The following is a 13,562-nucleotide window of genomic DNA, read 5'->3' as shown; positions in this document are numbered from 1 at the left end:
TGCCTTTCTAGACACACCTTGACATACAAGTTCGTGACAAATTCTCGCCAATTTGCCAAATAAGCATTCAAAACGTTGCGTACTTCCTGAAATGAACGGCCGCCCATTGCCGACAATGCCAACTTAGCGATTCTTAAGATTCGCCCGCATTACCGTAGCCGCGCTTGTCGACAATGTCGCAAATTGGCAACACGACCGCGCTTCACGATGGACTCCGCCAGAATTCCCGCAATGCCCCACGCAGATGACAGCCTGGTCGAATATGCGCCGCTAGTTCGGAAGCTGGCCCTGCAATTGCTCGCCCGGCTACCCGCCAGCGTCGAACTCGACGACTTGATACAAGCCGGCATGATCGGCCTGCTCGACGCCGTCCGCCGTTACCAGGAAACCGCGGACGCGCAGTTCGAGACCTACGCCACGACACGTATCCGTGGCGCGATGCTTGACGAGCTTCGCGGCCAGGATTGGTTGCCGCGCAGCGTGCGCACGAAGGCGCGCAAGATCGACCAAGCGATCCAGTTTCTGGAACAGCGTTTGATGCGCGCGCCCACCGAGGCCGAGATCGCGGCGCAGCTCGAGCTGCCGATCGACGAATACCAGACGCTGCTGCACGACGCGCAAGGCGTGCAGATCGTCCACTATGAAGACTTCACCACCGAGCCGGATTCGGCGTCCGGCCAGGCCGACTGGTCCGCCACGCTGAATCACGGCGCGCCCAGCGGCAACCCGCTGGACTCGCTGCTGGCCGGCGACTTCCGGCAGGCTCTGGTTCACGCCATCGACGCCCTGCCCGACCGCGAAAAGCTGTTGCTGTCGCTGTGTTACGAGCAGGGGCTGAACCTGAAGGAAATCGGCGCGATCATGAATGTGACCGAGGCACGGGTGTGCCAGTTGCGGTCGCAGGCGACCGCGCGCATCCGGGCGCGGCTGAAGGATCAGGCCTGGCAGGAATTGCCCCAGGAGGGGCAGATCGCGCAGATCATCTGATTTTCCCGGCCTGCGGACGCCGGGCGGCTTTCAGCCAGCGCGGATTCAGGGGGAAAATCGGACCTTGTTCATGCCTTCCGGGGCGCGGTGGGGCTGCTAGCCTTTCGGTCTAGCCCACAACGCGTGCGCGGCGAACCGCAAGAGCCTCGCAGCGCACCACGACCATCCCGGAATTTCGCCATGAGCGCACCCGACCGCTTGACGCAGGCCATTTCTGACGCCTACGACGAAACCCCCTATCTTTCCCTGCCCTTTTCGTACACCGCGCCAGGCAGCCTGCGCGCCGTGGCGCATCTGTATGGGATTTCCACGCCTGAATTGAGCCGCGCCCGCGTGCTGGAACTCGGCTGCGCGGCAGGCGGCAACCTGCTGCCCTTCGCAATGGCCTATCCCGAGGCGCGCGCGGTCGGTGTCGACCTGTCGCCGCAACAGATCGAAGCGGGCCAGCGCGCGGCCGAGGCCGCCGGCGCACGCAATCTCGATCTGCACGCCATGAGCCTGACCGACATCACGCCCGAGTTCGGCACGTTCGACTACATCATTTGCCACGGCGTATTCAGCTGGGTGCCGCCGGAAGTGCGTGACGCGATCCTGCGCATCTGCAAGGAGAACCTCGCGCCCGAGGGCGTCGCCTATATCAGCTACAACACCTACCCGGGCTGGAAGGCGTCGGACGTCATTCGCGACGCCATGATGCTCAACAGCTTCGGTGCGCAAACGCCGCAAGAGAAGCTGGCGCGCGCCAAGGACATGCTCGGCCTTATTGAAAACGGCCTGTGGGAAAACAATCCCCTGCAGTCGGCGCTGCAGCACACCGCGCAGAAGCTGCGCGGCCAAAGCGATCACTACCTGCTTCACGAATACCTGGAAGCCGTCAACACGCCCTGCTACTTCCTGGAGTTTGCGGCGGCGGCGCAACAGGCCGGCCTGGCTTATGTGACCGATGCCGAACCGCAACTGTCGTTCCCCTCCACATACGGTTCGCGTGTGGCACTGGGCCTGAACGGGCTGGCCGTCAACGCCGGCCGCGAGATGCGGGAACAGTATCTGGACTTCGCCATCGGCCGCTCGTTCCGCAAGAGCCTTCTGATTCACGCCGAACGCGCCGGCATGATCCTGGAGCAGCCCGAAGGCAGCGCCTTCGAGGGCATGCACCTGGCTGCCGACCTGCGCGCCCAACCCGGCGCCGCGGCTGCCCCGCAACAACGGCAATACCAGTCCGCGCGCGGCGCCACGCTGACCTCGCATGACCCGGTCGCCCATACGCTGATGGACATGCTGGGCGAGTCGTGGCCGCAGTCGGTGACGTTCGGCGCCGTCCGCGAAGCCGCCAGCAAGCACGCGCCTGCCGCCACCCAGGACGAGATGACCGCCGCGTTGCTGGCCCATGTCATCGCGCTCGTGCAATCGAATGCGCTGTACTACCGCCTGGAGCCGTCGCCGTATCAGGCGCCGCAATCCAAGCCCGTGCTCATCACGGGCGCCCTGAATCTGCTGCCCGAAGCCATCCGGCCCAACACGCAGGTCAGCCTGCATAACTTCTGGCATCAGGGCGTGACGCCGCCGGCCGATCCGCTGAGCCGGCACATCATGAGCCTGATGGATGGATCGCGCGGCGCGACCGAACTGCGCAGCGCCGTGCGCGACGCGCTGACGACCGGCCGCCATCCGCATCCGAACGGCCAGTCTTACAAAGGCGCCCGCAATCTGGAGCCGGTCGCGCAGGAATTTCTTAATTCCCTGCTGACCGAATTGCGCCGCAGCGGCCTCATCTTGAATTAAGCGCACGGCGTCCTGCCGGTCCTCCAGGGGAAACCGGCAGGAAATCCGGCTGTCCATCGTGCAAATTTACGATTGCCGAAAAAAAAGCCTAAAGATTGATTTTTGACTGCCGTAATCCTGGCAACGGAGAAATTCGAAGACACAAGTCAAAGAATTCTTCCCGTTACAAAGATGGGCGGCCCCGCTGCCCGGTTTGAAGAAGCCTTTCTCTCTTGGGAGCCTAAACATGGCTGCAGTCATCAATACCAACTACTTGTCGCTCGTTGCTCAGAACAACCTGAACAAGTCGCAATCTTCCCTGGGCACCGCCATCGAGCGCCTGTCGTCGGGCCTGCGCATCAACAGCGCCAAGGACGACGCCGCCGGTATGGCCATTGCCAACCGCTTCACCGCGAACGTCAAGGGCCTGACCCAAGCCGCTCGTAACGCCAACGACGGCATCTCGCTGGCTCAAACGACGGAAGGCGCTGCCTCCGAAGTCAACACCCACCTGCAACGCGTTCGCGAACTGTCCGTGCAAGCCGCCAACGGCAGCTACTCGCAAGAACAGCTGAACTCGATGCAAGACGAAATCAACCAGCGTCTGTCGGACATCGATCGCATCTCGCAACAAACCGACTTCAACGGCGTGAAGGTTCTGTCGGATTCGGCCAAGCCCCTGACGCTGCAAGTCGGCGCCAACGACGGCGAAACGATCACCCTGAACCTGACCGAAATCAGCGTCAAGACGCTGGGTCTGGACGGCTTCAACGTCAACGGCTCGGGCGTGACCCAGAACCGTTCGGCTACCGTGTCCGACCTGCAAGCTGCTGGCGGCGTGGCCACCGGTAACGACTGGAAGGTTACGACGACGCACGCTGCTGCTACCGCCGACCAAACGTTCGCCAAGCTGGAAAACGGCAACACCGTCAGCGTTGGCGCAGGCGCCACCGGCGTGACGTACACGTACGACGCCGCCAACAAGAACTTCACGTTCACCGACAAGTCGGCTTCGGACGCTGCTGCTGTTACCGCCCTGGCCACCTCGCTGCGCCCGGCTACCGGCACCACCTCCGGCACCTACACGCACAGCAACGGCTCGGCTTCGACCTCGTTCGACGTCGACGCGACCGGCAAGGTCACCATCGGCGGCCAAGACGCGTTCCTGGACGCCGCTGGCAACCTGACCACCAACAGCTCCAGCGCCACGGCTGCTACGCTGAACACCGTCATGGCAGCTGCCTCGAACGGCAGCGGCGGCGCCGGCAACTCGTCGGTCTCGATCGGCGGCAAGACGTACTCGAACACCGGTACGGCCAACCAACTGTCGTTCACCAACACCATCGCTACCGATGCGCTGCTGGCTAACGTCAAGGCCAACGCCACCGCCGGCGGCGTGATCGTCAAGCTGGGTCAAGGCATCACCAGCGCCAACGTCACGTTCACGAGCGGCAAGTCGACCGACACCTACGTCGACGACAAGGGCACGTTCACCACGACCAAGACGTACGACACGACCTACACCGTTGACCCGAACACGGGCAAGGCCACGGTCAAGAGCGGCACGGGCACCGGCGACTACGAAGCCAAGATCGGTAAGGAAGCCAAGGTCAACAGCTCCGGCAAGCTGACCACGGAAGACACCAGCAAGGGCACGAAGACCACCGATCCGATGAAGACGCTGGACGCCGCCTTCACGAAGCTGGACAAGCTGACCGGCGAACTGGGTGCTGTGCAGAACCGTCTGGAATCGACGATCGCCAACCTGAACAACGTGGTCAACAACCTCTCCAACGCTCGTTCGCGTATTCAAGACGCCGACTACGCCACGGAAGTGTCGAACATGTCCAAGGCTCAGATCCTGCAACAAGCTGGTACCTCGGTTCTGGCGCAAGCCAACCAAGTGCCGCAAACCGTGCTGTCGCTGCTGCGTTAATTCTCGGCAAACGGTACGAACAGCCAGGAAAGCCACGGCTTTCCCGGCTGCAGACCGGGCAAGGCCCTTCGCGCCTTACCCGGTCACCCCAAAAACCCGCTTCTGGCGGGTTTTTTTTCGTCTGCCAGGCGCCGGGCGCTTTGGGGAAAGTGGCGCGGAATTCCGACGCTGATTCGCGGAATGAACGGGGGTGGCGATTCGTAGAATTGCCACATTCCTCGTACTCCGGGCTTCTCGCCTGTCCGTCACCCGCATCCATGTCGAATCCGGCTTACCACCACCGCCAGGCAATTGCCGAACCGGGACTTCTGGCGACCAGCCACTCCCCCCTGAACCTGCAGGCTACCGCCTATCTCTACGGCGTCGAGGCGCCGGCGCTGGGCAAGGCCCGTGTGCTGGGCGTGGGCTGCGGCACCGGCAAGGGGCTTTTTCCCTTCGCCCTGGCCTACCCCGAGGCGCAGGTCACGGGCATCCACGCGTCTGAAGCCGTCATCGCGCAAGGCCGCGACATGGCCGCCGCGCTGGGCCTGACGAATCTCACGCTGCTGGCGCAGGACTATGCCGAGCTGGATCCGGGCGCAGGTCCCTTCGACTACATCATCGTCACCGGCCTCTACAGCTATCTGCCGCCCGGCGAGGCTCAAGCCCTGCTGGAGCGCTGCGGCAGGCTGTTGTCGCCGAACGGCATCCTGTATGTGGATTACCACGTCTACCCCGGCGCGAAAGCCCAGGAAGTCGTGCGCGACGCCATCATGCTGCACGGCCACGCCGCGCAGACAGAAGACCAGTTCCGCGCCAGCGCGCTGGCCGCGCTGACCTTGTTCAACGATGGGATTGCGGCGTCCAACCCGATCGGCAATCACCTCGCGACGGCCGCGGCGCAGTTCCAGCGCGCCTTCGACGGCCAGACGCAGGACACGGTGGTCCCGGTCGCCAGCAATCCCTGCTACTTCGTCGAGTTTGCGGGCCGGGCGGCCGAGGCCGGACTGGGTTACGTGGGCGACGCCCAGCCCCTTTCCGAAATCGCCCTGAACATGGGGCAGAACGTCTCGCTGACCCACAGCCTGCTGACCATGGGCCAGCCTGCCAGCGTCAGGCAGCAATACCTGGATTTCGCGACCGGACGCGGATTCCGGCAAAGCCTTCTCACCACCCAGGCCGCCGCCGAACAGCTCCAGCCGCGGCCGGACCTGAGCCGGCTCAAGGACCTGCGCTGGGCGTGCGGCGCGCAGCGCCTGGCCGCCAACGGGCAGGAGGTGGGTGCGACCTATGTGAACCACCTGGGCCGCGGCCTGGTGACCACGGAAGCGCACATGGTCAAGCTGATGGACACGCTTGCCCACGCCTGGCCCGGGTCCCTGCCCTATACGACATTGGTCGCCGTGCTGATGCACGCGGAGGGGCTGGACGACGGCGCCGCGCGCAAGCTGCTCGACAAGTCGCTGACGACGCTGATGGAGCACGATCTGGCGCATTTCTGCGTCGAAGCGGGCCCTTACGATCGTGAAGACAACGCGCCGGTCCGCCCGGTTGCCTGCCTGAACGTCGCGCTGTCCGAACAGCTTGCGCAAGGCGTTCCGCTGCGGTTCAACCTGTGGCACGAACCCGTCAAGCTGATCCTGACGCCCGATTTTCAGACCATGGCGGACCGGCTTGCCCAAGGGCTGCCGCTGCTGCAGGTAAGCACCGCGCCTGAAACGACCGAAGCAGGTATCCCGCGGGACACATCGGGCCTCCTGGAATTGCTGGGCCTGCTCAAGCGTTATGGGCTGCTGCAGGGGGCAGCGTCGGCGTGGGCCGCGCTGCTCAACGAGGCGCTGACCGCCAGCCACGGCGACGCGCAGCTCTTTGGACTGTATGCCGGCGCCCTGGCACGCGTCAGCCTGAATCAGCGCGTTCTGGCGGCCGGCTCGATGGCCGGTGGCCTGCCGCCGGCCGCGGCGACGCTTGCCATGCGCATCCAGGACCTGCTGACCGAACGGCAATACGACAAGGCCGAAGGCCTGGCGCGCCAGCTCATCAAGACGGTCCCGGGCGCCTCCGCGGCCTGGGAGCCCCTGGCTGTCACGCTGTGCAACTCCGGCAGGTTCCGCCAGGCGCTCGCGCCGGCGCTCAAGATGCTGGAATTGGCGCCCGCGCGGGCCCAAAGCTATATCGTGCTGTCGTCCTGCCTGACGGCGCTCACCCGCACTTCCGAAGCCATCGGCGCGGCGCGCCGCGCGGTGGAGCTTGCGCCTCGCGACGCCTCCACGCATGGCGTGCTGGGCGATGCGCTGTGTTCGGAGCTGCGCTACAAGGAAGCACAGGCAAGCTGCCTGACCGCGTTGTCGCTGGATCCCTATCAGGAAAAGGCCAGAACCAACCTGGGCAAGATCCTGCTGGATCGCGGTGATGCGGAAGGCGCCGTGACCGCCGCCAAGGCCGCGGTGTCGATCGCGCCCAAGGCGCTCATCGCGCACAACAACCTGCTGTTTTCGCTGAACTACTCCCCGTCCGCGACCGCGGAAGAGGTGTTCGACGCCTACCGCCAGTTCAATCAGGTCCATTGCGAGGGCCTGCGGTCGACGTGGCGTCCCCATGCGAACCTCCGTGACGCCAAGCGCCGCATCCGCGTGGCTTACGTGTCTCCGGACTTCCGCCAGCATTCGGGCAACAACTTCATCGAGCCCTTGCTGTCGCATCACGACCGCGAGAACCTTGAACTGCATGCCTACGCGGAATTCGTCGCGGAAGACCCCGTCACCACCCGCTTCAAGCGCTATTTCGACGCCTGGACGCCTACCGCCGGCATGAGCGACGCGGCGCTTGCCGACCGCATCCGCGCCGACGGCATCGACATCCTGATCGACGTCGCCGGCCACACCGGCGGCAACCGGCTGGGCGTGTTCGCCCGCAAGCCCGCGCCCATTTCGTTGACCTGGCTGGGCTTCGGCTACACCACGGGCCTCACCGCCATCGACTACATCATGAGCGATGAAGTCATGGCGCCCACGGGCAGCGAAGCCCTGTTTTCTGAGAAGCCCTGGCGGCTGGCCGACAGCAACTTCGTCTACCGCGCCGGCGCAGGCATGGGCGACTGCAACGACCTGCCGGCGCAGAAGAACGGCTACATCACCTTCGGCAGCCTCACCCGCGCGATCCGCATGAACGACAAGGTCGTCGGCGTGTGGGCAGAGATCCTGCGCCGCGTGCCGCAGTCGCGCCTGATCGTCAACAGCCGCAGCTACAAGGACGGCCCGATGCGCGAGGAGCTGGCAAGCCGCTTCGGCGCGCACGGCATCGCGCGCGACCGCCTGCTGATCGGCTGGGACAGCCCCCCGTGGGACATCCTGCGCAGCATGGACATCGGTCTGGACTGCTTCCCCCACAACTCGGGCGTGACGCTGGTCGAGACCCTTTACATGGGCGTGCCGTACGTCACCCTCGCCAGCCGGCCCAGCGTCGGCCGCATCGGCAGTTCGATCCTGCACGGCATCCAACGCCCCGAGTGGGTCGCGCAGACGGAATTGGAGTACGTGGAGAAGGTCGTCGCGCTGGCGAGCGACCTGCCCGCCCTGGCCAAGATCCGCGGCGGCCTGCGCGAAGAAATGCGCGTCAGCCCCCTGATGAACGAACCCGCCTTCGCGCGCAAGTTCGAAGGCGCGCTGCGCGAAATGTTCAAGAACTGGTGCGAAACCCAAGCATGAAAGCAATCATCCTGGCCGGAGGCCTTGGCACCCGGATTTCCGAAGAAACCCACACGCGACCCAAGCCGATGATCGAGATCGGCGGGCGGCCCATCCTGTGGCACATCATGAAGACCTATTCCGCCCACGGCGTGAACGACTTCGTGATCTGCTGCGGGTACAAGGGCTACATGATCAAGGAGTATTTCGCCAACTACTTCCTGCACATGTCCGACGTCACGTTCGACATGGCCGACAACCGCATGGAAGTGCATCAGCGCAAGGCCGAGCCGTGGCGCGTGACATTGGTGGACACGGGCGAGAACACGATGACCGGCGGGCGCTTGAAGCGCGTGGCCGACTACGTGAAGGAAGAAGAGGCGTTCTGCTTTACGTATGGCGACGGCGTGGCCGATATCGACATCACCGCCCTGCTCGCCTTTCACCGCAAGCACGGCAAGGCGGCCACCGTGACCGCCGTGCAGCCGCCTGGCCGTTATGGCGCGCTGCGCCGCGAAGGCGATCTGGTCACCGGCTTTGCGGAAAAACCGCGCGGCGACGGCGGCCTGATCAACGGCGGCTTCTTCGTGCTGTCGCCCAGCGTGCTCAAGCTGATCGAGGACGACGACTGCACGTGGGAACTCGGCCCGCTGGAAGCACTGAGCCGTGACGGCCAGCTCCACGCCTACGAACACCTGGGCTTCTGGCAGCCCATGGACACGTTGCGCGAAAAGAACCTGCTGGAATCCCTCTGGAGCACGGGCAAGGCGCCATGGAAAGTCTGGTAACGCCGAATGCCGGTTTCTGGCGCGGCAAGCGCGTCCTCCTGACGGGTCACACCGGATTCAAGGGCGGCTGGCTGGCAATCTGGCTGCAGCGGCTGGGCGCGCAGGTGACGGGCGTTGCCCTGCCGCCGTGCACGGAACCCAGCCTGTATCAGGCCGCCCGCTTGGGCGCGCTGATCGATAGCCACTATTGCGACATCCGCGACGCCGCCGCGCTGCGCGAACACGTGCTGGCCGCCCGTCCGGACGTCGTGCTGCACCTGGCCGCGCAGGCGCTGGTGCGGCCGAGCTATGCGCAGCCGGTCGAAACCTTTGCCGCCAATATCATGGGCACGGCGCATCTACTGGATGCCCTGCGCGCCACGCCGTCGGCCCGGGTCGCGGTCATGGTCACGACCGACAAGGTCTACCGAAACAACGAATGGCCCTACCCGTACCGCGAGAACGACGCGCTGGGCGGGCACGATCCCTACAGCGCCAGCAAGGCCGCCAGCGAACTGGTCATTGCGTCCTATCGCGACGCCTTCCTGCGTGAGCAAGGCCTGGCTGTTGCCAGCGCGCGCGCCGGCAATGTGATCGGCGGCGGCGACTGGTCGGCGGACCGCCTGCTGCCTGACGCCGCGCGCGCCTGGCGGGACGGCGGAGATCTGCATGTACGGCGGCCGCAATCGGTACGCCCGTGGCAACACGTCCTGGAACCGCTTGCGGGTTACCTGACCCTGGCGGAAAAGCTGTGGGATGCGCCCGCGCTGGCGGACGCGTACAACTTCGGCCCGGATGTCGCCGAGGCAGCGCCGGTGCGCACCGTGGTGGATCTTGCCCTGTCCGCCTACGGCAAGGGCCGCGTGGTCTATGCCGAACAGATCGAAGGACCGCACGAGGCCGGGCTGCTCACCCTGGATACGTCCAAGGCGCGCGCAGTGCTGAACGTGGCGCCCCGATGGGCGCTGCCGCAGGCGGTGACGCACAGCATGGACTGGTACCGCCGATTCGACGCCGGCGACGATGCGCAGGCGCTCTGCCATGCCGACATCGACCGCTACGAGGCGCGGACATGAGCCTGGTCATTCTCGATACGCCGATCTCCGGCCTGAAGGTCGTGCAGCGCCATCCGCGCGGCGACACGCGCGGCTTTCTGGCGCGGCTGTTCGATGCGGCCGATCTGGCGGCATGCGGCTGGAGCGGCCCGGTCGCGCAGGTCAACCATACCTATACCGCGCAAGCCGGCACGGTCCGCGGCATGCACTACCAGTTGCCGCCCTTTGCGGAAATGAAGCTCGTGAGCTGCATCCGGGGCGTGGTCTGGGACGTTGCCATCGATCTGCGGCAGGGTTCGCCCACGTTCCTGCAGTGGCATGCGGAACGTCTGTCAGCGGACAACGGCCGCGCGCTGCTGATTCCCGAAGGCTTCGCCCACGGTTTTCAGACGCTGAGCGACGACGTGGAAATGCTGTACTGCCACTCCGCCCCCTATGCCCCGCAAGCCGAGGCCGGTCTGCATTACCAGGAGGCCCGCGTCGGCATCTCCTGGCCCGCCCCCCCTACCCTGGTGTCCGAGCGCGATCAGCAACATCCGCGCCTGGACGCTGCTTATTCTGGAGTCGCACTGTGAAGTGCCGCCATTGCCAGGCCGAACTGCGCCTGCCCTTCCTCGACCTGGGCCATGCCCCGCCGTCCAACGCCTACCTGACCGAAGCGGCGCTGCGCGGCCCGGAGAGCTGGTTCCCGCTGCGCATCCTCGTGTGCGAGTCCTGCTGGCTGGTCCAGACCGAAGACCACGCGGGCCGCGAGGCGCTGTTCACCGACGACTACGCCTACTTCAGCTCGTTCTCGTCATCGTGGCTGGCGCATTCGCGCCGCTACGTGGATGCGATGATCGGCCGCTTCGGCCTGGGCAAGGACAGCATGGTCGCGGAGATCGCGGCCAACGACGGCTATCTGCTGCAGTACGTCAAGGAAGCGGGCATTGCCTGCTACGGCGTGGAGCCCACCGCCAGCACGGCGCAAGCCGCCCGCGACCGCGGCATCGACATCGTGCAGCGCTTCTTCGGCGTCGAACTGGGCGACGAACTGACCGAGGGCGGACGCGCCGCGGACCTGATTGCCGCCAACAACGTGCTGGCGCATGTTCCGGACATCAACGATTTCGTTTCGGGCTTCGCCGCCCTGCTCAAGCCGCAAGGCGTGGCGACATTCGAGTTTCCGCACCTGCTGCGCATGGTGCAGGAAGGCCAGTTCGACACCGTCTATCACGAGCACTATTCCTATCTGTCGCTCACGGCGGTATCGCGCATCTTCACCGCCAACGGCCTGTCGGTGTTCGATGTCGAGCACCTGGGCACGCACGGCGGCAGCCTGCGCGTCTTCGCGCAGCGCCTGGATACCGGCAAGCATGAAACCGGCGCCGAGGTGGCGCGCACGCTGGATGAAGAACAGCGCGCCGGCGTCGCCGGGTCGGACTTCTACGCACGCTTCCAGCAACAGGCCGAACGGGTCAAGAATGACCTGCTGGCGTTCCTGGTGGAGCTGCGCCGCGGCGGCAAGCGCATTGCCGCTTACGGCGCAGCCGCCAAGGGCAACACGCTGCTGAATTTTGCCGGCGTGCGTCCGGATCTGCTGCCGTACGTGGTGGACCTGAACCCGGCCAAGCAGGACAAGTACCTGCCGGGCAGCCACATTCCCATCGTGGCCGAAGCGCGGCTGCGCGAGGACCGGCCCGAGTACATCCTGATCCTGCCCTGGAATCTGAAGACCGAGGTGTCGGAGCAGCTTGCCTACGCGCGCCATGAATGGGGCGCCAAGCTGGTCACGGCGATCCCGTCGCTTTCCATCGACAGCGGTCCCCACGCATGAACAGCAGGCCGGTCACCGTTCTGGGCGCCTCGGGCTTCATCGGCCGCCATCTGGCCGCGCGTCTGCGCGCCGACGGCGTCGCCTGTGACGCGCCGCCGCGCCAGGATGCGGACCTGCTGCGCCGCCCGCTGGGTCACGTGATCTACGCGATCGGTCTGACATCGGACTTTCGCAGCCGTCCGCTGGACACCGTCGAGGCCCACGTCTGCCTGTTGCGCAGCCTGCTCGCCCACGGCGATTTCGACAGCCTGACCTACCTGTCCAGCACGCGCGTGTATTCAGGCGTGGCCGACACGAATGAAAGCGCGGCGCTGCGCGTCAATCCGAACGACGCGAGCGACCTGTACAACCTGTCCAAGCTCATGGGCGAATCGCTCTGCCTGCATGGCGGACGGCCGGCCAAGGTGGCGCGCCTGTCCAACATCGTCGGCCTGCGCGACGCGCCGGACAGCTTCATTGATCAGTTGCTGGAGGAAGGCGCGCGCGACGGCCGCATCACGCTGCGCACGGCGCTCTCCTCCCGCAAGGACTACCTGCACATCGACGACGCGGTCTCGCAGATTCTTGCCATCGCCCTGTCCGATGCCGCCGGCATCTTCAATGTCGCGCACGGCGCGGGCGTTGAGAACCGCGAGGTCGCAGCGTGCCTGCAGGATGTCATGGGCTACCCCGTTTCGGTCGCACCCGGCGCCCCGGCGTGGGCGTTCGACGACATCGACGTGACGCGCACGCAAGCGCTGTGCCGCCAGCCCCCGCGTCCGTTTTCCGAATTTTTCCCGAATTTTCTAGCGCAGTACCGTCTGCACAAAGGAATCTGAATGTCCTACCTTGAAACCACGCCCGACGCGCATCCGGAGTACCGCCAGGAGAAGGAAGCCCGCATTGCCGGGTTTGCCAAAGACCAGGAATTCCGCGAGCTCTCCATTGCCTGGCGCCAGATGGCGCTGGAGCGCAAGTACATGAACAACTTCTCGTGGGCGGGCCGCCCGCTCATCCAGCTGCCCATGGACGCCATGGCCATGCAGGAACTGATCTGGGCCGTGAAGCCGGACCTGATCATCGAGACGGGCATTGCCCACGGCGGCTCGCTGATGCTGTCGGCCTCCATGCTGCAACTGCTGGGCGCGGGCGAAGTGGTCGGCGTGGACATCGAAATCCGCGAGCACAACCGCAAGGCCATCGAGACCCACCCGCTAGCCAAGCGCATCCACCTCATCGAAGGCTCCAGCATCGACCCCGCGACGATCGCGCAGGTGCGCGCGCACGCCGAGGGCAAGAAGAACATCATGGTGTGCCTGGATTCCAATCACACGCACGACCATGTGCTGGCCGAACTGAACGCCTACGCGGATCTCGTCAGCGTGGGAAGCTATTGCGTCGTCTTCGACACCTTCGTGGAAGACATGCCGGCCGACTACGAATGGCCGGGCCGCCACTGGGGCAAGGGCAACAACCCCAAGACGGCCGTGTGGGAATGGACCAAGCAGCATCCCGAGTTCGAGATCGACCGCTCGGTCGAAGACCGCCTGCTCGTCACGTCGGCGCCCGACGGCTTCCTGCGCCGCAAGGCCTGAT

10 protein-coding genes are annotated in these 13,562 nt (G+C 65.3%); all 10 read left to right on the top strand.

Annotated features, from left to right (window positions below):
- The first annotated feature begins 231 nt into the window (after positions 1-231).
- The 10 genes from ASD71_RS23165 to ASD71_RS23120 all read left to right on the top strand — a co-directional run bounded on the left by ASD71_RS23165 (position 232) and on the right by ASD71_RS23120 (position 13,561).
- Positions 232-987, top strand: a complete 756-nt coding sequence (locus ASD71_RS23165) for an RNA polymerase sigma factor FliA (RefSeq protein WP_056570165.1) — start codon at positions 232-234, stop codon at positions 985-987.
- A 180-nt stretch (positions 988-1,167) separates the two neighbouring features.
- Positions 1,168-2,769: a methyltransferase regulatory domain-containing protein gene (locus ASD71_RS23160; RefSeq protein ID WP_056570164.1), complete on the top strand. Its 1,602-nt coding sequence runs from the start codon at positions 1,168-1,170 to the stop codon at positions 2,767-2,769.
- 226 nt (positions 2,770-2,995) lie between these two features.
- A complete protein-coding gene (locus ASD71_RS23155) occupies positions 2,996-4,684 on the top strand; it encodes a flagellin (protein ID WP_056570161.1) in 1,689 nt (562 codons plus the stop codon).
- 257 nt (positions 4,685-4,941) lie between these two features.
- On the top strand, positions 4,942-8,370 hold the full coding sequence (locus tag ASD71_RS23150; RefSeq protein WP_056570159.1) for a methyltransferase domain-containing protein: 3,429 nt from the start codon (positions 4,942-4,944) through the stop codon (positions 8,368-8,370).
- Complete coding sequence (gene rfbF, locus ASD71_RS23145; RefSeq protein ID WP_056570157.1) at positions 8,367-9,137, top strand: glucose-1-phosphate cytidylyltransferase; 771 nt, start codon at positions 8,367-8,369, stop codon at positions 9,135-9,137. The genes ASD71_RS23150 and rfbF overlap by 4 nt, the downstream gene beginning before the upstream one ends.
- Complete coding sequence (gene rfbG / locus ASD71_RS23140) at positions 9,122-10,192, top strand: CDP-glucose 4,6-dehydratase (protein ID WP_056570155.1); 1,071 nt, start codon at positions 9,122-9,124, stop codon at positions 10,190-10,192. Before rfbF ends, rfbG begins: the two co-directional genes overlap by 16 nt.
- Entirely contained in the window at positions 10,189-10,746 is a 558-nt protein-coding gene (locus tag ASD71_RS23135; protein WP_056570154.1) for a dTDP-4-dehydrorhamnose 3,5-epimerase family protein, read from the top strand. Before rfbG ends, ASD71_RS23135 begins: the two co-directional genes overlap by 4 nt.
- Entirely contained in the window at positions 10,743-11,987 is a 1,245-nt protein-coding gene (locus ASD71_RS23130; RefSeq protein WP_056570153.1) for a class I SAM-dependent methyltransferase, read from the top strand. The genes ASD71_RS23135 and ASD71_RS23130 overlap by 4 nt, the downstream gene beginning before the upstream one ends.
- On the top strand, positions 11,984-12,805 hold the full coding sequence (locus ASD71_RS23125) for an NAD(P)-dependent oxidoreductase (protein ID WP_056570152.1): 822 nt from the start codon (positions 11,984-11,986) through the stop codon (positions 12,803-12,805). The genes ASD71_RS23130 and ASD71_RS23125 overlap by 4 nt, the downstream gene beginning before the upstream one ends.
- A complete protein-coding gene (locus ASD71_RS23120) occupies positions 12,806-13,561 on the top strand; it encodes a cephalosporin hydroxylase family protein (RefSeq protein ID WP_056570151.1) in 756 nt (251 codons plus the stop codon). It abuts the gene before it with no gap.
- Position 13,562: the final 1 nt, after the last annotated feature.

This window comes from Achromobacter sp. Root565, assembly GCF_001427425.1.
Classification (GTDB): Bacteria; Pseudomonadota; Gammaproteobacteria; order Burkholderiales; family Burkholderiaceae_B; genus Achromobacter; species Achromobacter spanius_D.
The sequence above is the reverse complement of the archived record's forward strand: the minus strand, read 5'-3'. Positions and strand labels throughout refer to the sequence as shown.

Bases quoted from the DNA above. Each gene is read 5' to 3' on its own strand.
- ASD71_RS23165 (WP_056570165.1), top strand. From the start codon at position 232: ATGCCCCACGCAGATGACAGCCTGGTCGAATATGCGCCGCTAGTTCGG.
- ASD71_RS23160 (WP_056570164.1), top strand. From the start codon at position 1,168: ATGAGCGCACCCGACCGCTTGACGCAGGCCATTTCTGACGCCTACGAC.
- ASD71_RS23155 (WP_056570161.1), top strand. From the start codon at position 2,996: ATGGCTGCAGTCATCAATACCAACTACTTGTCGCTCGTTGCTCAGAAC.
- ASD71_RS23150 (WP_056570159.1), top strand. From the start codon at position 4,942: ATGTCGAATCCGGCTTACCACCACCGCCAGGCAATTGCCGAACCGGGA.
- rfbF (WP_056570157.1), top strand. From the start codon at position 8,367: ATGAAAGCAATCATCCTGGCCGGAGGCCTTGGCACCCGGATTTCCGAA.
- rfbG (WP_056570155.1), top strand. From the start codon at position 9,122: ATGGAAAGTCTGGTAACGCCGAATGCCGGTTTCTGGCGCGGCAAGCGC.
- ASD71_RS23135 (WP_056570154.1), top strand. From the start codon at position 10,189: ATGAGCCTGGTCATTCTCGATACGCCGATCTCCGGCCTGAAGGTCGTG.
- ASD71_RS23125 (WP_056570152.1), top strand. From the start codon at position 11,984: ATGAACAGCAGGCCGGTCACCGTTCTGGGCGCCTCGGGCTTCATCGGC.
- ASD71_RS23120 (WP_056570151.1), top strand. From the start codon at position 12,806: ATGTCCTACCTTGAAACCACGCCCGACGCGCATCCGGAGTACCGCCAG.